33 protein-coding genes and 1 pseudogene are annotated in these 19897 nt (G+C 57.8%); 2 read left to right on the top strand and 32 right to left on the bottom strand.

Annotated features, from left to right (window positions below):
• Positions 1–57: 57 nt before the first annotated feature.
• On the top strand, positions 58–498 hold the full coding sequence (locus ACIOU9_RS01665; RefSeq protein ID WP_133833631.1) for a hypothetical protein: 441 nt from the start codon (positions 58–60) through the stop codon (positions 496–498).
• Between the two features lie 166 nt (positions 499–664).
• Here the strand turns inward: ACIOU9_RS01665 and rplQ are convergent.
• From rplQ to ACIOU9_RS01565, 20 genes and pseudogenes are all read right to left on the bottom strand, one after another.
• Positions 665–1105 (bottom strand): annotated as a pseudogene (gene rplQ, locus ACIOU9_RS01660) (50S ribosomal protein L17); the annotation flags it as partial.
• Positions 1106–1187: 82 nt separating this feature from the next.
• The gene (locus ACIOU9_RS01655; protein ID WP_105657647.1) at positions 1188–2189 is read right to left on the bottom strand and encodes a DNA-directed RNA polymerase subunit alpha; all 1002 of its coding nucleotides are present in this window, start codon (positions 2187–2189) and stop codon (positions 1188–1190) included.
• Positions 2190–2359: 170 nt separating this feature from the next.
• Positions 2360–2761 (bottom strand): 30S ribosomal protein S11, encoded by a 402-nt coding sequence (rpsK, locus tag ACIOU9_RS01650; RefSeq protein WP_038992179.1) that lies wholly within the window; start codon positions 2759–2761, stop codon positions 2360–2362.
• Positions 2762–2804: 43 nt separating this feature from the next.
• Positions 2805–3179, bottom strand: coding sequence for a 30S ribosomal protein S13 (rpsM, locus tag ACIOU9_RS01645; protein WP_105657648.1), 375 nt, complete (start codon positions 3177–3179; stop codon positions 2805–2807).
• 148 nt (positions 3180–3327) lie between these two features.
• Complete coding sequence (gene rpmJ / locus ACIOU9_RS01640) at positions 3328–3441, bottom strand: 50S ribosomal protein L36 (RefSeq protein WP_013349661.1); 114 nt, start codon at positions 3439–3441, stop codon at positions 3328–3330.
• Positions 3442–3566: 125 nt separating this feature from the next.
• Entirely contained in the window at positions 3567–3788 is a 222-nt protein-coding gene (gene infA / locus ACIOU9_RS01635; RefSeq protein ID WP_013349662.1) for a translation initiation factor IF-1, read from the bottom strand.
• A gap of 230 nt (positions 3789–4018) precedes the next feature.
• Positions 4019–4852, bottom strand: coding sequence for a type I methionyl aminopeptidase (map, locus tag ACIOU9_RS01630; protein WP_133833629.1), 834 nt, complete (start codon positions 4850–4852; stop codon positions 4019–4021).
• Between the two features lie 145 nt (positions 4853–4997).
• Positions 4998–5570, bottom strand: a complete 573-nt coding sequence (locus ACIOU9_RS01625) for an adenylate kinase (protein ID WP_105657650.1) — start codon at positions 5568–5570, stop codon at positions 4998–5000.
• Positions 5567–6871, bottom strand: a complete 1305-nt coding sequence (gene secY, locus ACIOU9_RS01620; RefSeq protein WP_105657651.1) for a preprotein translocase subunit SecY — start codon at positions 6869–6871, stop codon at positions 5567–5569. Before secY ends, ACIOU9_RS01625 begins: the two co-directional genes overlap by 4 nt.
• A gap of 256 nt (positions 6872–7127) precedes the next feature.
• Positions 7128–7580, bottom strand: a complete 453-nt coding sequence (gene rplO, locus ACIOU9_RS01615; protein ID WP_105657652.1) for a 50S ribosomal protein L15 — start codon at positions 7578–7580, stop codon at positions 7128–7130.
• Positions 7581–7582: 2 nt separating this feature from the next.
• Positions 7583–7789, bottom strand: a complete 207-nt coding sequence (rpmD, locus tag ACIOU9_RS01610; RefSeq protein ID WP_073705901.1) for a 50S ribosomal protein L30 — start codon at positions 7787–7789, stop codon at positions 7583–7585.
• A gap of 3 nt (positions 7790–7792) precedes the next feature.
• Positions 7793–8470: a 30S ribosomal protein S5 gene (gene rpsE, locus ACIOU9_RS01605; RefSeq protein WP_181148849.1), complete on the bottom strand. Its 678-nt coding sequence runs from the start codon at positions 8468–8470 to the stop codon at positions 7793–7795.
• A 29-nt stretch (positions 8471–8499) separates the two neighbouring features.
• A complete protein-coding gene (gene rplR, locus ACIOU9_RS01600; protein ID WP_105657654.1) occupies positions 8500–8871 on the bottom strand; it encodes a 50S ribosomal protein L18 in 372 nt (123 codons plus the stop codon).
• Between the two features lie 2 nt (positions 8872–8873).
• Complete coding sequence (rplF, locus tag ACIOU9_RS01595) at positions 8874–9410, bottom strand: 50S ribosomal protein L6 (protein WP_105657655.1); 537 nt, start codon at positions 9408–9410, stop codon at positions 8874–8876.
• 20 nt (positions 9411–9430) lie between these two features.
• Entirely contained in the window at positions 9431–9829 is a 399-nt protein-coding gene (rpsH, locus tag ACIOU9_RS01590; RefSeq protein ID WP_013349671.1) for a 30S ribosomal protein S8, read from the bottom strand.
• 57 nt (positions 9830–9886) lie between these two features.
• Positions 9887–10456: a 50S ribosomal protein L5 gene (rplE, locus tag ACIOU9_RS01585; RefSeq protein ID WP_038992189.1), complete on the bottom strand. Its 570-nt coding sequence runs from the start codon at positions 10454–10456 to the stop codon at positions 9887–9889.
• Positions 10456–10800: a 50S ribosomal protein L24 gene (gene rplX, locus ACIOU9_RS01580; RefSeq protein ID WP_013349673.1), complete on the bottom strand. Its 345-nt coding sequence runs from the start codon at positions 10798–10800 to the stop codon at positions 10456–10458. Before rplX ends, rplE begins: the two co-directional genes overlap by 1 nt.
• Positions 10801–10802: 2 nt before the next feature.
• Entirely contained in the window at positions 10803–11174 is a 372-nt protein-coding gene (rplN, locus tag ACIOU9_RS01575; RefSeq protein WP_013349674.1) for a 50S ribosomal protein L14, read from the bottom strand.
• Between the two features lie 512 nt (positions 11175–11686).
• Complete coding sequence (locus tag ACIOU9_RS01570; RefSeq protein ID WP_166650717.1) at positions 11687–12604, bottom strand: endonuclease/exonuclease/phosphatase family protein; 918 nt, start codon at positions 12602–12604, stop codon at positions 11687–11689.
• A gap of 145 nt (positions 12605–12749) precedes the next feature.
• A complete protein-coding gene (locus tag ACIOU9_RS01565; protein ID WP_133833627.1) occupies positions 12750–13253 on the bottom strand; it encodes a glyoxalase/bleomycin resistance/extradiol dioxygenase family protein in 504 nt (167 codons plus the stop codon).
• Between the two features lie 72 nt (positions 13254–13325).
• On the opposite strand from ACIOU9_RS01565, the gene ACIOU9_RS01560 reads away from it, so the two are divergent.
• Positions 13326–14114 (top strand): helix-turn-helix domain-containing protein, encoded by a 789-nt coding sequence (locus ACIOU9_RS01560; RefSeq protein WP_133833626.1) that lies wholly within the window; start codon positions 13326–13328, stop codon positions 14112–14114.
• On the opposite strand, the gene ACIOU9_RS01555 is transcribed toward ACIOU9_RS01560, so the two are convergent.
• The 12 genes from ACIOU9_RS01555 to rpsJ all read right to left on the bottom strand — a co-directional run bounded on the left by ACIOU9_RS01555 (position 14111) and on the right by rpsJ (position 19858).
• The gene (locus ACIOU9_RS01555; RefSeq protein ID WP_402695896.1) at positions 14111–14530 is read right to left on the bottom strand and encodes a RidA family protein; all 420 of its coding nucleotides are present in this window, start codon (positions 14528–14530) and stop codon (positions 14111–14113) included. The two genes, ACIOU9_RS01560 and ACIOU9_RS01555, sit on opposite strands and share 4 nt — an antisense overlap.
• A gap of 99 nt (positions 14531–14629) precedes the next feature.
• A complete protein-coding gene (gene rpsQ / locus ACIOU9_RS01550; RefSeq protein WP_105657660.1) occupies positions 14630–14917 on the bottom strand; it encodes a 30S ribosomal protein S17 in 288 nt (95 codons plus the stop codon).
• Positions 14917–15180, bottom strand: coding sequence for a 50S ribosomal protein L29 (gene rpmC, locus ACIOU9_RS01545; protein WP_105657661.1), 264 nt, complete (start codon positions 15178–15180; stop codon positions 14917–14919). The genes rpsQ and rpmC overlap by 1 nt, the downstream gene beginning before the upstream one ends.
• A gap of 2 nt (positions 15181–15182) precedes the next feature.
• Positions 15183–15599 carry a 50S ribosomal protein L16 gene (gene rplP, locus ACIOU9_RS01540; RefSeq protein ID WP_105657662.1) on the bottom strand — a complete coding sequence of 139 codons (417 nt, stop codon included), beginning with the start codon at positions 15597–15599 and terminating at the stop codon, positions 15183–15185.
• Positions 15600–16382 (bottom strand): 30S ribosomal protein S3, encoded by a 783-nt coding sequence (gene rpsC / locus ACIOU9_RS01535; RefSeq protein ID WP_013349682.1) that lies wholly within the window; start codon positions 16380–16382, stop codon positions 15600–15602.
• Positions 16383–16748: a 50S ribosomal protein L22 gene (rplV, locus tag ACIOU9_RS01530; protein ID WP_013349683.1), complete on the bottom strand. Its 366-nt coding sequence runs from the start codon at positions 16746–16748 to the stop codon at positions 16383–16385.
• A gap of 59 nt (positions 16749–16807) precedes the next feature.
• A complete protein-coding gene (gene rpsS / locus ACIOU9_RS01525) occupies positions 16808–17089 on the bottom strand; it encodes a 30S ribosomal protein S19 (RefSeq protein WP_013349684.1) in 282 nt (93 codons plus the stop codon).
• Between the two features lie 12 nt (positions 17090–17101).
• Positions 17102–17941 carry a 50S ribosomal protein L2 gene (gene rplB, locus ACIOU9_RS01520; protein WP_105657663.1) on the bottom strand — a complete coding sequence of 280 codons (840 nt, stop codon included), beginning with the start codon at positions 17939–17941 and terminating at the stop codon, positions 17102–17104.
• A 31-nt stretch (positions 17942–17972) separates the two neighbouring features.
• A complete protein-coding gene (gene rplW, locus ACIOU9_RS01515; RefSeq protein ID WP_013349686.1) occupies positions 17973–18275 on the bottom strand; it encodes a 50S ribosomal protein L23 in 303 nt (100 codons plus the stop codon).
• Positions 18272–18874, bottom strand: a complete 603-nt coding sequence (rplD, locus tag ACIOU9_RS01510; protein ID WP_105657664.1) for a 50S ribosomal protein L4 — start codon at positions 18872–18874, stop codon at positions 18272–18274. The genes rplW and rplD overlap by 4 nt, the downstream gene beginning before the upstream one ends.
• A 4-nt stretch (positions 18875–18878) precedes the next feature.
• Positions 18879–19529, bottom strand: coding sequence for a 50S ribosomal protein L3 (rplC, locus tag ACIOU9_RS01505; protein WP_013349688.1), 651 nt, complete (start codon positions 19527–19529; stop codon positions 18879–18881).
• 20 nt (positions 19530–19549) lie between these two features.
• Positions 19550–19858: a 30S ribosomal protein S10 gene (gene rpsJ / locus ACIOU9_RS01500; RefSeq protein WP_013349689.1), complete on the bottom strand. Its 309-nt coding sequence runs from the start codon at positions 19856–19858 to the stop codon at positions 19550–19552.
• Positions 19859–19897 lie beyond the last annotated feature (39 nt).

Genomic DNA, 19897 nt, shown 5'->3' with positions numbered 1-19897 from the left:
GTACTTATCGGTGCCTCACGTGCTGGGCCATCGGATCATCATCGTCTAAGGATCTCCATGTTGAAAAAGTTCGCGGCATCTGCCGCTGCGCTCACCCTTGCATCTGTCATGCTCACTGGTTGCAGTGCAGGCAAACTGTCCACCGAGGAAACCTGCGTTTACATCAACGACCAGGTGGCTGAACGCGGACTGCAGAAGAAGGCGGAGGACTCCAGCGCTGAGCTCTTGGCTGGCGATACATCGGCTTATGCCGAGATCATGAACGAGTTTGATTCCATCCTGGGCGAAGCCGCTGAGAACACGAAGGACAACAAGCTTGCCACGTCCTTGAATGCGGCATCGGAGCAGACCAAGAAAATGGCTGGCCTGATGGCTGAGGGCAACAGCAGCAACATGATGGAAATTTCGCAGAAGATCGCCGAACTGGATACGGCTGAGGCTTCCGAGGCTACCGAATACCTGAATACGGCTTGCCCGGACATGGATTCGTTCAGCTAGGCAATTCCAAGATGCGGATGCCCCTGCCCTCCAACTGACGGGCAAGATCACCCGCGTCTTCACGCAAACAGGCATAAAAAAAGATTCCCGTTGGTTCCTTGCGGATCCAACGGGAATCTTTTTCGCCTTTGCAGGCGAGAGAGCATTAGCTCGAAGGGGCTTAGGCCTCTTCGGTCTCAGCAGCCTTCTCGGTAGCCTTGGTGGCTTCCTTGACGACAGCCTGCTTTGGCGAAACTGGCTCCATCACGAGCTCGATAACAGCCATAGGAGCGTTGTCGCCCTTGCGGTTACCGATCTTGGTGATGCGGGTGTAGCCACCCTCGCGGTTTGCCATTGCTGGTGCGATGTTCTCGAACAGTTCGTGAACGATCGACTTGTTGGTGCGCGAACGCGAAGCGATGACGGCCTGGACGCGGCGACGCGAAGCCAGGTCTCCGCGCTTAGCGAAGGTGATCAGGCGCTCTGCGTGTGGACGCAGACGCTTGGCACGGGTCAGGGTGGTGGTGATCTTCTTGTTCTCGAAGAGCTGTGCCGACATGTTAGCGAAAATCAATCGCTCATGTGCTGCACTGCCGCCGAGACGCGGACCCTTGGTAGGGGTAGGCATTGTGGTTCTCCTAGATGAATAACCCGTACTGGACGAATATTTCGTTCAGTCGGATGAAGTAGTGTGTCGCTAGACGCGGGTCTTACAGACCTTCGTCGTATTCGTCGCCATCGTCGATGGCGCTACGAGCGGCCAGATCGAAGCCTGGAGGGGAATCCTTCAGGGCCAGACCCAGTTCAACCAGCTTGGCCTTGACTTCGTCAATGGACTTCGCACCGAAGTTGCGGATGTCCATCAAGTCGGCCTCGGAGCGGGTTACGAGTTCACCCACAGAGTGGATGCCCTCACGCTTCAAGCAGTTGTACGAACGAACGGTGAGTTCCAGATCCTCGATCGGCAGCGCCATGTCAGCAGCCATAGCTGCATCGGTTGGCGATGGACCGATTTCGATACCTTCAGCCTGAGTGTTCAGTTCGCGGAACAAACCGAACAGCTCAACCAGGGTGGTACCTGCGGATGCAACTGCATCGCGCGGGGTGATCGATTCCTTGGTCTCCACGTCAACGATCAAACGATCGAAGTCGGTGCGCTGCTCGACACGGGTTGCTTCCACGCGGAAGGTCACCTTCAACACTGGGGAGTAGATCGAATCAACTGGGATTCGACCGATCTCGCCATCAATGTTCTTGTTCTGAGCGGCAGACACATAGCCACGGCCGCGCTCAATGGTCAGTTCCATGTCGAACTTGCCATTGGCGTTGAGGGTGGCGATGTGCAGATCAGGGTTGTGGAACTCCACACCTGCTGGAGGGGTGATGTCCGCTGCAGTAACGATGCCCGGGCCCTGCTTGCGCAGGTAGGCAACGACTGGCTCGTCGTGCTCGGAAGATACTGACAGGTTCTTGATGTTCAAGACCAGTTCGGTGACATCTTCCTTGACACCGGCTACGGTGGTGAACTCATGCAGTACACCGTCAATTCGAACACTGGTGACAGAAGCACCAGGAATCGAAGAGAGCAGGGTACGGCGGAGCGAGTTACCAAGGGTGTAGCCAAAGCCTGGCTCCAGTGGTTCGATAACGAACCGGGAGCGGTTTTCGGCAACTACTTCTTCGGTCAGGGTTGGGCGCTGCGTAATGAGCACTTACATTTCCTTTCAGCGAGCGTCCGCTATATGACGCCTCACGGGGGTGGAAACGACGGTAGCCTGAGGTGGCCGTTCGTCTTTTTGCAGGCTAATAAGTCCAAGACAGTCACCGGAGCACCCACGAGTGAATGCTTCGGTGACTTCTTAGGCTAAGCCTAGCGAATCAATTAGACGCGGCGACGCTTCGATGGGCGGCAACCGTTGTGAGCGCTTGGGGAAACATCCTGGATGGATCCAACCTCAAGGCCAGCAGCCTGCAGCGAACGGATCGCGGTTTCGCGTCCCGAGCCTGGGCCCTTGACGAAAACGTCAACCTTGCGCATGCCGTGCTCCTGAGCGCGCTTTGCAGCGGACTCAGCAGCCATCTGGGCAGCGTATGGGGTCGACTTGCGCGAACCCTTCATGCCTACCTCGCCGGCCGAAGCCCACGAGATAACAGCGCCAGTCGGATCGGTGATCGATACGATGGTGTTGTTGAAGGTGCTCTTGATATGCGCCTGTCCCTGCGCAATATTCTTTTTGTCCTTGCGACGCGGCTTACGTACCGCTCCACGAGTCTTTGGGGGCATTTCTTCTCCTACGAAAAAAGTATTTGAACTAGATCGCTAAGATTTAGCGAGTCTTCTTCTTACCTGCGACGGTACGCTTCGGGCCCTTACGGGTACGTGCGTTGGTCTTGGTGCGCTGACCGCGGACCGGCAGGCCCTTACGGTGACGAATACCTTCGTAGGATCCGATCTCAACCTTGCGGCGAATGTCAGCCTGAACCTCACGGCGCAGGTCACCTTCAACCTTGTAGGTGCCTTCGACGAAGTCGCGCAGCTGCACGAGCTGGTCATCGGTGAGATCCTTGACGCGAGTGTCCGGGCTGATGCCGGTCGCTGCGATGGTCTCTTCTGCACGGGTCTTGCCCACGCCGTAGATGTAAGTCAGCGCGATAATTACGCGCTTCTCGCGTGGAATGTCCACGCCTGCTAAACGAGCCAAGTGGCTACCTTTCAACGAACGGAGGTCTGGAGCAGTACCTTCCGTGATTGCTCACGGCCCCGGCCTCCGAATCCGGGGGTACACCAGGACTTTCGTCCTAGCTGATACTGCCTAATTGACTACGCGTGGGAATCCCGTAAAAACGGAATTAGCCCTGACGCTGCTTGTGGCGTGGGTTCTCGCAGATCACCATGACCACGCCGTTACGACGGATCACCTTGCACTTGTCGCAGATCGGCTTCACGCTAGGGTTAACCTTCAAGGCTTTGTCCTTTTGCGGTTGCAGTTAAATGTGGAGCAGTAAAAAGCTTTGCCCAAGAACATCATTCAGCGGCCGTAGCACAAGATTGCGCTGCGCACGCTGGGAAAGTCTTGGATTCTGCAGATTTACTTGTAGCGGTAAACGATGCGACCTCGGTTGAGGTCGTATGGGCTCATTTCAACCTGCACTCGGTCCTCTGGGAGGATTCGAATGTAGTGCTGACGCATCTTACCCGAGATAGTGGCGAGCACTACGTGTCCATTCGGCAGCTCCACGCGGAACATCGCGTTCGGCAGTGCTTCCGAGACGGTGCCCTCTACCTGGATGACGCCTTCCTTCTTGCCCATTTTCCCCGCTAACTTTTTTTGTTGGCAATTTCCACCAACAAGTAATTGGTTCTGGTCCTTGATCCCTGTACCGAAAACCCGAGGGTTTTAGGCGCAATTAAATCAGGAACCAACAAACAACGATACGGCATTAGTCCACACAGTGCCAATCGTTCATTGACATTTAAAATGTTAGATCCAGCACGCCACAGCCATGTGGCGTACTGGATCCGATGATTTCCAGGCTGGTGCTAGCCCTGGATCGGCGATGGGGTCACGCCGAATGGGGCCAGTCCGGCCGCTCCCCCATCGTGCGCGGTCAATACCCAGATGCCGCCCATGTGGAATGCCACGGTGTGCTCCCACTGCGAGGCGTTGGACTTGTCGTTGGTGACAACAGTCCAGTCGTCTTCCAGCACGGAGGTTTCGATGCCACCGCGAACCAGCATTGGCTCGATGGCCAAGCACATGCCCGGCTTGATGCGTGGGCCGCGGTGCCCCGAGTTGTAGTTCAGCACATCCGGTGCCATGTGCATCTGCGAACCGATGCCATGGCCGCAGTAATCCTCGAGGATGCCCAGCTCGTCGCCTGGCTGGCTGGTGACGAAGTCATCGATGGCCTGGCCGATCTGGCCGATGAAGCGTGCGTTGGCCGCCGCGGCGATGCCGGCCCACATGGCCTGCTCGGTGATGTCGCTCAGGCGCTGGTCAGCTGGGTCGATGTTCTCGCCCACCAGCACGGTGCGTGCCGAGTCGGAGTGCCAGCCGTCGATGATGGCGCCGCCATCGATCTTCAGCACGTCGCCGTCCCTCAGCTCGTAGTCCGATGGGAAGCCGTGGACTACCTCGTGATTGACCGAAGCGCAGATGTTCGCTGGGAAGCCATGGTAGCCAAGGAAGTTGCTGGTCGCGTTGTGGCGTTCGAGCACCTTGCCAAAGGCCTGGTTGATCTCTTCGGTCCGCACCCCGGGCCGAGCCATCGCAACGGCTTCGTCCAGCGCTTCAGCCAGCACCAATCCGGCCTGGCGCATCTTCAGGATCTCGGAGTTGGATTTGTACTCGATTTTCGGCTGTCCTAAAGCCAATGTGATTCCCCTGCCTCAAAGTGTGATGTCCTTGCCGTGTGCCGCTGCCGGCAACCGCAAGGTCCATCAATGCAAAAAGTGCGCAGGGACCGGGCTGCAACATCCATTGTTGCTGCACGGTCCCTGCGCGTTGTAACGCTTGTGTCTAGGCGTTGACGTTCAACGCTGCAAGAACACGCTCGGTGACTTCGTCGATAGCGCCCAGGCCGTCGACCTTGCGCACGATGCCGCGTTCCTCGTAGCGCTCCACAACGACGCGGGTCTCGTCGTTGTACAGGCCCAGGCGGTGGCGGATGACCTCTTCGGTGTCATCGGCGCGGCCTTCGATCTGCGCACGCTTCAGCAGACGGGCTACCAGCTCGTCGTCATCAGCGGTCAGCTGCAGCACTGCGTCCAGGGCGATGCCCTTGTTGGCCAGCATCGCATCCAGCGCGTCCACCTGCGCACTGGTGCGCGGGTAGCCATCGAGCAGGAAGCCCTTGGCGACGTCGTCCTGGTTCAGGCGGTCTTCAACCATGTTGTTGGTGACCGAATCAGGGACAAAGTCTCCGTTGTCAATGTACTTGCTGGCTTCGAGACCCAGCGGGGTTCCGCCCTTGACGTTGGCACGGAAGATGTCGCCGGTCGAGATGGCGACAATGTCCAAGCGCTCGGAGATCTTTACGGCCTGGGTGCCTTTGCCGGCACCGGGTGGTCCAATAATAAGCAGTCGACTCATCGCAGAAGCCCTTCATAGTTCCGTTGCTGCATTTGAGCATTGATTTGCTTGACGGTTTCCAAACCCACACCAACCATAATCAGGATCGATGTACCGCCAAATGGGAAGCTTTGGTCAGCGTTGAACAGCACGAAGGCAATCAGCGGGATCAACGCAACGAACGCAAGGTACAACGCGCCCGGGAAGGTAATACGGGAAATCACGTACTGCAGGTAATCGGCGGTCGGACGACCAGCACGAATGCCCGGAATGAATCCGCCGTACTTCTTCATGTTGTCGGCGACCTCTTCAGGGTTGAAGGTAATCGCAACATAGAAGTAGGTGAAGCCGATGATCATCAAGGTGTACACCAGCATGTACCACGGCGATGAAGTTGCCGAGTGCTCCTGCAGCCACATCGCCCACTGGGGCAAGGTGCCGTCATCGTTCTGGTTGAACTGAACGATCATCTGCGGCAAAGCCAGGATGGAGCTGGCGAAGATCACTGGGATCACGTTCGCCATATTCAGCTTCAATGGAATATAGGTGGAGGTGCCGCCCACGGTGCGGCGTCCCACGGTGCGCTTGGCGTACTGCACCGGAACACGTCGCTGGGACTGCTCGACGAAGACCACCAGGGCTACAATCAACAAGCCCACCAGCAGCACGCCAATGAAGGTCATGATGCCCTGCGCCTGGAAGATGGCGCCCATCGAGGATGGGAAGCCCGAAGCGATGGAGATGAAGATCAGGATGGACATGCCGTTGCCGATGCCGCGCTCGGTGATCAACTCGCCCATCCACATGATCAGGCCGGTGCCTGCGGTAAGGGTGATGATCATCAGCAGGATGACAATCAACGAGTCATCCGGGACCAGCGGAAGGGTGCAGCTTGGGAACAGGCTGCCGGTACGGGCCAGGGTGACCAAGGTGGTTCCCTGAAGCAGTGCCAAGGCGATGGTCAGGTAACGCGTGTATTGCGTCATCTTGGCCTGGCCGGCCTGGCCTTCCTTGTGCAGGGCCTCGAAGTGCGGGATCACCACACGCAGCAACTGGACGATAATTGCCGCAGTAATGTACGGCATGATTCCCATTGCGAAAACCGAGACCTGCAACAGGGCGCCGCCGCTGAACAGGTTCACGAATGAATAAAGTCCACCGGTGGTTTCACCCATTGCCAGACACTGCTGAACGTTGCTGTAATCAATGCCCGGAGCGGGAATGAATACACCGACACGATAGATCGCAATGATCCCAAGCGTGAACAGCAACTTGTTGCGCAGATCAGGCGTCCGAAAAACTCGGGCTATGGCGCTGAACAAGCGTCCTCCTGAAGTAAGTGCTTGAGCCTGAGGAAGAGATTCTTCCCAGACCTAACGATTCTAGCGGTCTGTTAGGCAATCCTGCCAAATGCGCCACACGAAATGCACACAAATGTTTGCAGGAATGATCCTAAACCGACTAATCAGCCAAGCAATTATAAGAAATCTTAGAATGTTTCGCCGAGAGAAAAAGAAAGTCCCGGTTCACGTTGATTGCTCAACGCGAACCGGGACCATTCAAAGGCTTGACCCTGTATTAGAGGGTGTTTGCCGAGCCGCCAGCAGCAGCGATCTTCTCGGAAGCGGAAGTCGAGAAGGCGTTAACCTTCACGTCAACCTTAACCGTGATGTCGCCGGTGCCCAGCACCTTGACAGGCTGGTTCTTGCGAACGGCGCCCTTGGCAACCAGTGCCTCGACGGTGACTTCGCCACCTTCTGGGAACAGTTCCGAGATCTTGTCCAGGTTTACAACCTGGAACTCGACGCGGAATGGGTTCTTGAAGCCGCGCAGCTTTGGCAGACGCATGTGCAGCGGAAGCTGACCACCTGCGAAGCCTGCCTTCACCTGGTAACGAGCCTTGGTACCCTTGGTACCGCGACCTGCGGTCTTACCCTTGGAGCCCTCACCGCGACCCACGCGGGTCTTAGCGGTCTTGGCACCCTCAGCTGGGCGCAGGTGGTGAACCTTAAGTGCTTTTTCTTCAGCCATCTCTACTTCGCCTCCTCGACCTTCAGCAGGTGTGGGACCTTGTTGACCATGCCAACAGTCACAGGATCGGCGGTGCGAACAACGGTGTGACCGATGCGCTTCAGACCCAGCGAGCGAACAACGTCGCGCTGGCTCTGGTTTCCACCAATGATGGACTTGACCTGGGTGATTGCCAGCTTGGCATCGCTTGGAACAATGTTCTTAGCCATTGATTAAGCACCTGCCTTCTGGGCCTGGATGTGACGCAGCATTGCTGCTGGTGCAACCTCGTCCAGCGGAAGACCGCGGCGAGCTGCAACAGCTTCAGGCTCTTCCAGAGCCTTCAGTGCAGCAATGGTGCCCTGAACGATGTTGATCTGGTTCTGCGAACCCATCGACTTCGACAGGATGTCGTGGATGCCTGCGCACTCCAACACGGCGCGCACTGGGCCACCGGCGATAACACCGGTACCAGGAGCTGCTGGACGGAGCAAGACAACGCCAGCGGCGGCCTCACCCTTGACCAGGTGTGGAATGGTGGTGCCAACGCGTGGAACGCGGAAGAAGGACTTCTTGGCCTCTTCTACGCCCTTTGCGATAGCAGCAGGAACTTCCTTGGCCTTACCGTAGCCAACGCCGACCATACCGTTGCCGTCGCCAACGACCACAAGTGCGGTGAAGCTGAAGCGACGACCACCCTTGACGACCTTGGAGACGCGGTTGATAGCTACAACGCGCTCAAGGAACTTGTCCTTGTCTTCGTTGCGGCTATCCTTCTGGTCACGACCACGACCGCGGCCTTCGCCACGTCCACGGCCTTCACCACGACCGCGGCCTTCGCCGCGACGGGATCCTGCGTTCTCGGTAGCGGGAGCCGATGCAGTCTCGACTGCTTCAGTAGCTTCAGACACCTGAGTTTCCTTCTTGTTAGTTGCTTCGCTCACAGTGCCAGCCCACCTTCACGTGCGCCGTCAGCAACAGCAGCCACGCGACCGTGGTACTTGTTGCCACCGCGGTCGAAGACAACTGCTTCGATGCCAGCAGCCTTGGCGCGCTCTGCAACGAGCTCACCAATGCGCTTGGACTTTGCGGTCTTGTCGGCATCGCTTGCGCGAAGATCTGCTTCCATGGTCGATGCGCTGGCCAGGGTGATACCCTGCGAGTCGTCTACGATCTGTACGAAGATGTGACGAGCCGAGCGGTTGACAACCAGGCGTGGACGAACGGAGGTACCAACGATGTGCTTGCGCAAACGCTGATGACGACGACCGCGCTGAGCGGACTTGCTCTTGCCCTTGATTCCGATAGCCATGATTACTTACCAGCCTTTCCGACCTTGCGGCGGATGATCTCGCCAGCGTAGCGAATGCCCTTGCCCTTGTAAGGCTCGGTCTTGCGCAGCTTGCGGATGTTAGCGGCAACTTCACCGACGTGCTGCTTGTCGATACCGGCAACGGTGATCTTGTTGTTGCCCTCGACCGAGAAGGTGATGCCTTCAACGGCAGCAACCTTCACTGGGTGCGAGTAGCCCAGAGCAAGCTCCAGCTCGGCACCCTTAGCCTGTACGCGGTAACCGGTACCGTGGATTTCGAGCTTCTTCTCGTAACCATCGGTTACACCAGTGATCATGTTGCTGATCAAGGTACGGGTCAGACCGTGCAGCGAACGAGCCTCGCGGGAGTCGTTCGGGCGGCTGACGGTAACAGTGTTCTCGTCCTTGGCAACGGTGATTGGAGCCTTAACGGTGATCGAAAGTTCACCCTTAGGACCCTTGACGGCGACCAGCTGGCCGTCGACGTTCAACTCAACGTTGGCAGGTACGGAAATCGGAAGACGTCCAATACGTGACATTGTATGTTTCCCCTTTCCCGTTACCAGACGTAGGCGAGGACTTCCCCACCCACGCCCTTCTTTGCAGCCTGACGGTCAGTAAGCAGACCGGAGGAGGTGGACAGGATAGCGATACCAAGACCACCGAGCACGTGAGGCAGGTTGGTGGACTTTGCGTAAACGCGAAGACCTGGCTTGGAGATACGGCGTACGCCAGCGATCGAACGCTCGCGCGATGGGCCGTACTTCAAAGTGATAGTCAGAGTCTTGCCGACTTCTGCTGCAACTTCCTCGAACGAGGCGATGTAGCCCTGTTCCTTGAGGATGTTAGCAATGCGCACTTTCAGCTTGCTCGACGGCATCGACACAGTGTCGTGGTAAGCCGAGTTGGCGTTGCGCAGACGAGTCAGCATATCTGCGACTGGATCTGTCATAGACATGTGGGCTTCAGCCCTTCCTCGTTACGGTTTCCTTAGCGGACCTGTAACGTAGTGAGATTAGTTGTTGGTCTTGAATGGGAAGCCCAGAGCCTTAAGCAAGGCACGGCCTTCGTCATCAGTCTTGGCGGTGGTAACGACAGTGATGTCCATACCACGTACGCGGTCAACCTTGTCCACATCGATTTCATGGAACATCGACTGTTCGGTCAGACCGAAAGTGTAGTTGCCATTGCCATCGAACTGGCGGTCGCTCAAGCCGCGGAAGTCGCGGATACGAGGCAGTGCCAGGGTGATCAGGCGGTCGACGAATTCCCACATGCGATCGTTACGCAGGGTGGTGTGGGTACCGATTGGCATGCCTTCGCGCAGCTTGAACTGTGCGATCGACTTGCGGGCCTTGGTAACCACTGGCTTCTGACCGGTAATTGCGGTCAGGTCGCGTACGGCGCCTTCAATGAGCTTCGAGTCCTTGGCTGCTTCGCCAACACCCATGTTCACGACAACCTTGGTCAGGGATGGTACCTGCATTGGGTTGGCGTAGTTGAACTGCTCCTGCAGGGCAGGGCGGATGTCAGCTGCGTACTTAGCCTTCAGACGTGGCTGGATCTTGGTGGCTGCTTCAGTCATTACAGATCCTTTCCGGAAGCCTTGGCGTAACGAACGCGTACAGTCTTGGACACGCCGTTCTTTTCTACGGTTTCCTCGCGGAAGCCGACGCGGGTTGGCTTCTTGGTCTCTGGGTCAACCACTGCAACGTTGGAAACGTGCACTGGAGCCTCGACAACCTCGATGCCGCCGGTGGTCGAACCGGATTCGGTCTGACCTGCCTTGGTGTGCTTGGTGACGCGGTTAACGCCTTCGACCAGCACGCGGTTGGACTCGGTAATGACCTTCAGGACCTTGCCCTGCAAGCCACGTTCCTTGCCAGCGATGACCTGAACCAGGTCACCCTTCTTGATCTTTGCGCCCATGGTTACAGCACCTCCGGAGCCAGCGAAACGATCTTCATGAACTTCTTGTCACGAAGCTCGCGGCCCACTGGGCCGAAAATACGAGTACCACGAGGATCGGCAGCGTCACCCTTGAGGATAACTGCAGCGTTCTCGTCGAACTTGATGTAGGAACCGTCTGCACGACGGATTTCCTTCTTGGTGCGAACGACGACTGCCTTTACGACGTCGCCCTTCTTTACGTTGCCGCCAGGAATTGCATCCTTGACGGTAGCGACAATGGTGTCGCCAATGCTTGCGTAGCGACGCTTCGAGCCACCAAGAACACGAATGGTAAGGATTTCCTTAGCACCAGTGTTATCGGCAACCTTAAGTCGCGACTCCTGCTGAATCACTTCTTACTCCTGTCGTCTCGCTGGTTCTCATGAATGAGCCTTGCGGAACGGATATGGTCTCCACGATACGTATCGCTTACCCCCACTGGCGCGGGCGCACCGAATGCTGATCCCAAATGCCGGCAGGGCCGAGGCGTAAAATATCGAGGCTGCACTTGCGCGGCCAAACGGATTTGGACCGCACTGCATTATGTCGAAGGTGGATAGTCCCCGGGCATGATGCGCACAGATTCTTAAGTCTAGCCTAGAGTGGCGCGAATCCGAAATGGTGTGGTAAGAGAAAAGCGAGCGTCGTTCGTCACACCTTGGACACCGCAGATTCGCTGAATTTCGGGGTTTTGGTGCTGCCATCCAGTTGGGCAACTGGTCGCTTGCGGCGGCATCAGGGTGCCATTCGAGGTCGCCCATGCGCCGCCGTGGATGAAAAGCGGCTGAATCGCCAAAAGTGAAATTATTTTTCGGTCAGCCCTGGGCAGCTCCAGCATCCGGCCGTCACCGGCAGGAATCATTGCTCAGCGACGGAATTCGACCGTGGCGCTCACCGCAAGATGATCCGAGCCGTCGATGATGTGAGAAGAAGAGCCCGTGATGGACAGGCCCTTCGCCACGATATGGTCAATGCCGATCAATGGCGGGAAGCTTCGGCCGGCTGGCCAGGTCGCGCGGGGCCAGACTCCATCAGCCTGCGCATACCCGTCCCCCAGGGCACGGAATCCTGGATGGGAGCGAACGGAGTTGAAGTCGCCAGCAAGGATAACGGGATGATCCCGCTGCTGATTCGACCAGTCGATGACTGCTTCCAAGCCCTGGCTCCATCGTTGCGCATCGCCAACCGGCGGATAGACATGGATGCCGGCCACTCGCACGACCCCACCGGGTGCCTGCACATCGGCAACCGGCAAGGAGTACCAACCGGTGTCCGCTGAATCCAGATCGGTGGAGCGTTCCTGCAATGGGTACTTTGAGAAAATCACGGTATCCCGTTCTCCCCCGGCGGGTGCCTCTTGGCTCCGATAGCCAAATCCATCCAGCGCGTCCAGCGCTGCGAGCTGCTGGTGCATTGGTTCGCTGGTTTCAACAAGGACGAGAATCTGCGGATCCGTGTCCCTGATCAGTTCAGCTAGCTGCGCCGGGTTCGCTCCTGCCTTCAAGGCATTGAACGATAGGAGAACCAGCTCGGAGCTGCCGTTTCCGGTCTGGCCAGCGGGAGAGCTCCATTGCACGTTGGGCAGTGCACCGCAGAGCAGGAACACCAGCACGAACCCGCTGATGAGCCATTGCTTGCGCAGTAGCCCGATAACCAGAACCACTGCCGGGAAGAACAACAGATATGGTTGGAATGCCTGAACCTTGGGAATCAATCCTGCACCGGGGAAACCCAGATACGGGAGAATGCCAATAGCTAGGGAAGCAACAAGAAGCGTACCCATAGGCCATCCCAGGGATGGTTTTCGGGCACGCGTCATCGTCATCATCATCCGAGCCTATTCGAAGCAGACGACAATTCCGGCAAGGACACTTCCGCCTAGGTACGATAGCGGCTCGATGCGATTGCGACTGCCCTTGGCTTCTTCATCACTGCTGCGAGGCCCACTGCGCGACGCGCTGGGCGCTCTCTTCCAGCGACAGGTCTTCCACCCTGGACATGATGGACCAGCGCACACCGAAGGGATCCAGAATCGAAGCGAAGCGGTCACCCGAGACGAAGTTGCCCAGTGGTTCTCGGATACTGGAACCGGCAGCCTCGGCCCTGGCCACCACCTCATCTGCGTTTTCGCAGTAGAAACCCAAGGAATAGCAGGCATTCGGCGCAGCTGGCGGGCTGACTAGTCCGTAGGCCGGCGAAGGTTCCCCGATCTGCAAACGGCCATTGCCGAATGCAATTTCTGCATGCACGACAACGCCTCCCATTTCGGTGGAATCTACCACTGTCGCACCGAATACTTCTTCATAGAATCCCAGCGCTGCCCTTGTGTTGGGCACAGTCAAGAATGGCGTCAGACTGGTGAATCCATGAGGGACACCGGCAGTTGTATGCATTCCCGTCACACCTTGCGTGACTTCATCTTGATTTTCCATGTCCCTAGGCTAAGCCTGTGTGGCACGCTGGTTCTTGTAGATATGCGACAACCCGCACGGGTGGTAGAGGCCATGGAATCAGCACCGGATCCGCGAGGCGTTCTCTATCCTGCCCGGCTATCGGCAATCGAGCGATTCTCCCCCGGTCCAGGACTGCAGGAATTGGTCTCCTGGTTTTGGCTGGTGGATTGGAACATCGCGCCCGGACGTACCTCACGGCAACAACTCCTGCCCTTTCCGCAAATGAATCTGGTCATTGAGCCAGAAGGCATTACGCTATCCGGCCCGGCCAGCGGCGCTTCGCACCGCGACCTGTCCGGGAGCAGTTGGGCAGTCTCCGCCTTGTTGCGCCCAGCGGCTGCGCAGGCTCTCAATGTGTCCCCCGCAGAGTTGCTGGACCAGGAAATCCAGTTCAGCGCACCTGGGCTGCTGGCCTCGATAACAAGGATGAAGACTCAACCAGGCCACGGGAACTCCGGTTCGGCCTGTGCCGAGCTCTTCGATTCGTGGCTCACCGCTCACCTTCCAGCAGCCACAAGTTCTGGCCTCCAAGCTAATAAGCTGCTCGACACCGTCGCAGCGGAGCGCGGAATCGTAAGGGTCTCCCAACTGGCCCATCGCTTGTCGCTCAGTACACGCAGTCTGCAACGGATTTCGGAAAGGTATTTGGGACTGGCTCCGCTGGCGGTGATTCGGCGGTACCGTTTGCAAGAGGCTGCTCATCGGCTGCGCGCAGACACTGCAGTTTCTATCGCTGGCATCGCAGCGGAAATGGGGTATGCGGATCAAGCCCATCTAGCGGCAGACTTCCGCAAAGTCTTGGGCTACTCCCCTGTTACCTATCGAAAGGGCAGAGCCTAGTCTGGCAGTACTGCCGCCACGGCACTGATTTCAACCAGCGCACCTGGCACACCGAGCTTCGCGACGAAGGCTGCAGACACCAGGGGTGGTTCAGTGGCTGCCAACTGTTCACCTATGGCTCCATAGACGCTGTTGACGTCGGTTCCTTCCACCAGCAGCACGTTCCACTGCACTACATCCTGGAATCCCGCGCTGGCCGCCGCCAGTGCGAGCTTGGAGTTTCCCAGTGCCTTGGTCGCCTGCGTTGCGGCATCCCCGGCTCCGATCAGCTGCCCTGTGCCGTCTACGGCGTTCTGCCCGCCAACATAGATAGTCGTGGCACCCGGCGGGACGATGGCTACGTGGCTGAAAGCTGGAGAGTTGACAAGGCCAGCGGGACGCAGTTTCCTGATCTGTTCCATAGTCCAGTGTGGCATTTTATTCACTGCTTTTTAAGACAGAAATGCCCCGAACTCTTCTTGCGAAGTGTTCGGGGCATTCTCCAATCACGAGATCCGTGAAATCGGAGCGAAAGCTTACTTAGCCTTCTCCACGATCTCAACGAGACGCCAGCGCTTGTCAGCAGACAGCGGGCGGGTCTCAGCGATGACAACCAAGTCGCCGATGCCGGCGTCGTTGTTCTCGTCGTGAGCCTTCACGTTCTTGTTGCGACGCATGACCTTGCCGTAAAGGGCGTGCTTAACACGGTCCTCAACGTCTACGACGATGGTCTTCTGCATCTTGTCAGATACCACGTAACCACGGAGGGTCTTGCGGTCGTTACGCTCGGTAGCGTTATCCACACCGTTCTCCTTCTCGCTCATTACTTGGAATCCTTCTTGGTTTCTTCAACCGGAACAACGACATCCTGACGAATGCCCAGCTCGCGCTCGCGCAGCACAGTGTAAATGCGTGCAATATCGCGCTTGATGGTCTTCAGGTTCCCGTGGGAATCCAGCTGGCCGGTAGCCGACTGGAAACGCAGGTTGAACAGTTCTGCCTTGGCCTTCTTCAATTCCTCGTTCAAACGAGCGGTATCGAAGCCGTCCAGGGACTCAATGCTAAGGTCTTTCGAGCCGATAGACATCCCTATTCACCACCTTCACGACGCACGATGCGTGCCTTCATTGGCAGCTTGTGGATTGCAAGACGCAATGCCTCTTTAGCTACCTCTTCACTGACGCCACCGAGTTCAAACATGACTCGTCCTGGCTTTACGTTGGCGACCCACCACTCCGGCGAACCCTTACCGGAACCCATGCGGGTTTCGGCAGGCTTCTTGGTAAGCGGACGGTCTGGGTAGATGTTGATCCAGACCTTACCGCCACGCTTGATGTAACGGGTCATGGCGATACGAGCGGCTTCGATCTGACGGTTAGTCACGTAAGCCGGGGTCAACGCCTGGATGCCGTACTCACCGAAAGCAACGGTGGTACCGCCCTTGGCAGCACCCGAACGCTTTGGGTGGTGCTGCTTGCGGAACTTCACACGACGTGGGATAAGCATTTAAGCCTGTCCTCCTTCCGCAGCCGGAGCTGCAGCGCCCTTGCGATCGTTACGACGACGGCGTTCGCCGCCACGTGGACGGTCGTTGCCGCCACCGCGGCCGCCACGAGCTGGAGCAGCAGCTTGCTGTGCAGCCAGTTCCTTGGCGGTTACGTCACCCTTGTAGATCCAGACCTTCACGCCGATACGGCCGAAGGTGGTCTTGGCTTCGAACTTGCCGAAGTCGATGTTCGCGCGCAGGGTGTGCAGTGGCACACGGCCTTCGCGGTAGAACTCCTTGCGGGACATTTCTGCGCCGCCAAGTCGACCGGAGCACTGAACGCGGATGCCCTTGGCACCAGCGCGCATTGCCGACTGCATTGCCTTCTTCATCGCACGGCGGAAAGCCACGCGGGAAGCAAGCTGCTCGGCGATGCCCTGGGCGACCAGCATGGCCTCCATGTCAGGGTTCTTGACCTCGAGGATGTTCAGCTGAACCTGCTTCTTGGTGAGCTTTTCCAGCTCGCCACGAATACGGTCAGCTTCTGCACCGCGACGACCAATGACGATACCTGGACGTGCAGTGTGGATATCCACACGTACGCGGTCACGGGTACGCTCGATCTCGACGCGGGCGATGCCAGCGCGATCCATGCCGTTAGACAGCAGGGCGCGGATCTGGACATCTTCCTTCACGTAGTCAGCGTAACGCTGGCCTGGCTTGCTGGAATCAGCGAACCAGTGGGAAACGTGATCGGTGGTGATGCCGAGACGGAAACCGTTCGGGTTAATCTTCTGTCCCATTTAGTTCTCCCCACCCTTCTGCGTGGTTGAAACAACCACAGTCACGTGGCTGGTGCGCTTCTTGATCTGGAATGCGCGACCCTGTGCACGCGGCTGGAACCGCTTCATGGTCGGACCTTCGTCAACAAACGCTTCGCTGATAAACAGCTCGTCCTCATTGAATGCTTCACCTGCGCGGTCCGCGGCGGCACGGGCGTTAGCCACTGCCGATGCGACAACCTTGTATACCGGCTCCGAAGCTGCCTGTGGGGCAAACTTCAAGATGGCCAGTGCTTCGTTGGTCTGCAGACCACGAACAAGGTTGACGACGCGCCGGGCCTTCATAGGCGTTACGCGGATGTGACGCGCAATTGCCTTGGCTTCCATTGCTATCCTTCTCTCGTCTATCGAAGAAGTGCTAAGCGATACTAGTACCCTTGCGGGGCCTAGCGGCGCTTGCCCTTCTTGTCGTCCTTCACGTGGCCACGGAACGTACGGGTTGGGGCAAACTCTCCGAGCTTGTGTCCAACCATCGATTCGGTTACGAACACAGGAATGTGCTTGCGACCGTCGTGTACGGCGATGGTGTGTCCCAGCATGTCCGGGATGATCATCGAACGGCGGGACCACGTCTTGATGACGTTCTTGGTGCCCTTATCGTTTTCAGCAACGACCTTTAGGAACAGGTGCTGATCGACGAAGGGGCCTTTCTTCAGGCTGCGTGGCATGTTTCCAGGCTCCTATCGCTTGTTCTTGCCGGTCTTGCGGCGACGCACAATGAGCTTGTCGCTTTCCTTGTTTGGACGACGGGTGCGTCCCTCACGCTTACCGTTAGGGTTGACCGGGTGACGACCACCGGAGGTCTTGCCCTCACCGCCACCATGTGGGTGGTCAACTGGGTTCATGACAACACCGCGAACGGTTGGGCGTACGCCCTTCCAGCGCATACGGCCGGCCTTGCCCCAGTTGATGTTGATCTGCTCAGCGTTGCCAACTTCGCCGATGGTTGCGCGGCAGCGCACATCAACGTTGCGGATTTCACCCGAAGGCAAACGCAGCTGGGCGTAGCGGCCCTCACGGGCTACCAGCTGGATCGATGCACCAGCGGAACGAGCCATCTTAGCGCCGCCGCCTGGGCGAAGCTCAACAGCGTGAATCACGGTACCAACCGGGATGTTACGCAGTGGCAGGTTGTTGCCTGGCTTGATGTCGGCGCTTGCGCCGGCCTCAATTGGGTCACCCTGCTTGAGGTTGTTCGGTGCGATGATGTAGCGCTTGGTGCCGTCCACGTAGTGGAGCAGTGCGATACGAGCGGTACGGTTCGGGTCGTACTCGATGTGAGCGACCTTTGCCGGAACGCCGTCCTTGTCGTGACGACGGAAGTCGATAACACGGTAGGCGCGCTTGTGTCCGCCACCCTTGTGACGGGTGGTGATCTTACCGGTGTTGTTACGGCCGCCTGACTTGGTCAGGGGACGAACCAACGACTTTTCCGGAGTCGATCGGGTGATTTCTGCGAAGTCGGCTACCGACGAGCCGCGAAGGCCCGGGGTAGTCGGCTTGTACTTACGAATTCCCATTATTAATATTCCTCGTTAAAGTGGTCTCCGCTTAGGAAAGCGGACCGCCGAAGATGTCAATCGAGCCGTCCTTCAAGGTGATGATGGCGCGCTTGGTGCTCTTGCGCGATCCCCACCCGAAGCGGGTGCGCTTGCGCTTACCAGCTCGGTTGATGGTGTTTACGGAGTCAACCTTGACGTTGAAGATCGCTTCAACGGCGTACTTGATTTCCGACTTGTTGGAGCTTGGTGCCACCTCGAAGGTGTACTGACCTTGATCGATCAGACCGTAGCTCTTTTCCGATACGACAGGTGCGATGACCACGTCGTGTGGAGCCTTTGAGAACGCGCTCATTTGGCTTCCTCCTTCTGGACCAGGGCATCGAAGGCAGCCTTGGTGAAGACTACGTCATCCGAAACCAGAACATCGTAGGTGTTCAGCTGGTCGACGTACAGAACGTGCACATTGACGAGGTTGCGAACCGAAAGGGCTGCAACATCGTTGGCGCGATCGATGACGACAAGCAGGTTCTTGCGCTCGGTGAGCGAACGCAAGGTAGCCAGAGCATCCTTGGTCGAAGGCGTTTCGCCAGCAACCAAGTTCTCAATCACGTGAACGCGATCGAAGCGTGCGCGATCAGACAGGGCGCCGCGCAGTGCAGCAGCCTTCATCTTCTTCGGGGTACGCTGCGAGTAATCACGTGGGGTTGGACCGTGGACAATGCCACCGCCGGTCATGTGCGGAGCACGGATCGAACCCTGACGGGCGCGGCCGGTACCCTTCTGCTTGAACGGCTTGCGACCTGCACCCGAAACCTCGGAGCGGTCCTTGGTCTTGTGGGTACCCTGGCGGGCAGCAGCAAGCTGTGCAACGACAACCTGGTGCAGCAGCGGGACGTTGGTCTGTACGTCGAAGATCTCTGCAGGCAGTTCGACGTTAAGTGCCTTAGTCATTTACTTATGCTCCCTTCACGGCGTTGCGTACGAGAACGACGCGGCCGCGGGCGCCTGGAACGGCACCCTTGATCAGCAGGAGGTTCTTCTCAGCGTCGATAGCGTGAATGGTCAGGTTCTGAGTGGTAACACGCTCAGCACCCATGCGACCAGCCATCTTCTGTCCACGGAAAACGCGACCTGGGGTCGATGCGCCGCCGATGGAACCTGGCTTACGGTGGTTCTTGTGAGCACCGTGCGATGCGCCAACACCGTGGAAGTTGTGACGCTTCATAACGCCGGCGAAGCCCTTACCCTTCGAGGTGCCTACGACGTCGACCTTCTGGCCGGCTTCGAAGACCTCTACGGAAAGTTCCTGGCCTGCGGTGTACTCGGCAGCGTCTGCAGTGCGCAGTTCTACCAAGTGGCGACGTGGGGTGACGCCAGCAGCCTCGAAGTGACCAGCCAGTGGCTTGGTGACCTTGCGAGGATCGATCTGGCCGTAGCCGATCTGAACTGCGGTGTAGCCATCGCGCTCTTCGTTGATGAGCTTGGTGACAACGTTGCTATCAGCCTGCACGACGGTGACAGGGATCAGGTTGTTGTTCGAATCCCAAACCTGGGTCATGCCGAGCTTCGTGCCCAGCAGGCCCTTGAAATTACGGGTTGCGGTCATAGTTTTCTCGCCACCTCCCCTTAAAGCTTGATTTCGATGTTGACATCCGCTGGCAGGTCGAGACGCATCAGCGAATCAACAGCCTTCGGGGTCGGATCAACGATGTCGATCAGACGCTTGTGCGTGCGCATTTCGAAGTGCTCACGGCTGTCCTTGTACTTGTGTGGCGAACGGATAACGCAGTACACGTTCTTCTCCGTTGGCAGCGGCACTGGGCCGACTACGGTTGCGCCTGCGCGCGTGACCGTCTCAACGATCTTCCGGGCCGAAACGTCAATGACCTCGTGGTCATACGACTTCAGCCGGATGCGGATTTTCTGTCCCGCCATGGCGTCATGCCTCTTTCTGTTAGCACTATCTAAAGTTTC

Source organism: Glutamicibacter sp. NPDC087583 (genome assembly GCF_044743685.1).
GTDB lineage: Bacteria > Actinomycetota > Actinomycetes > Actinomycetales > Micrococcaceae > Glutamicibacter.
This window is presented reverse-complemented; position numbering and strand designations above follow the sequence as displayed.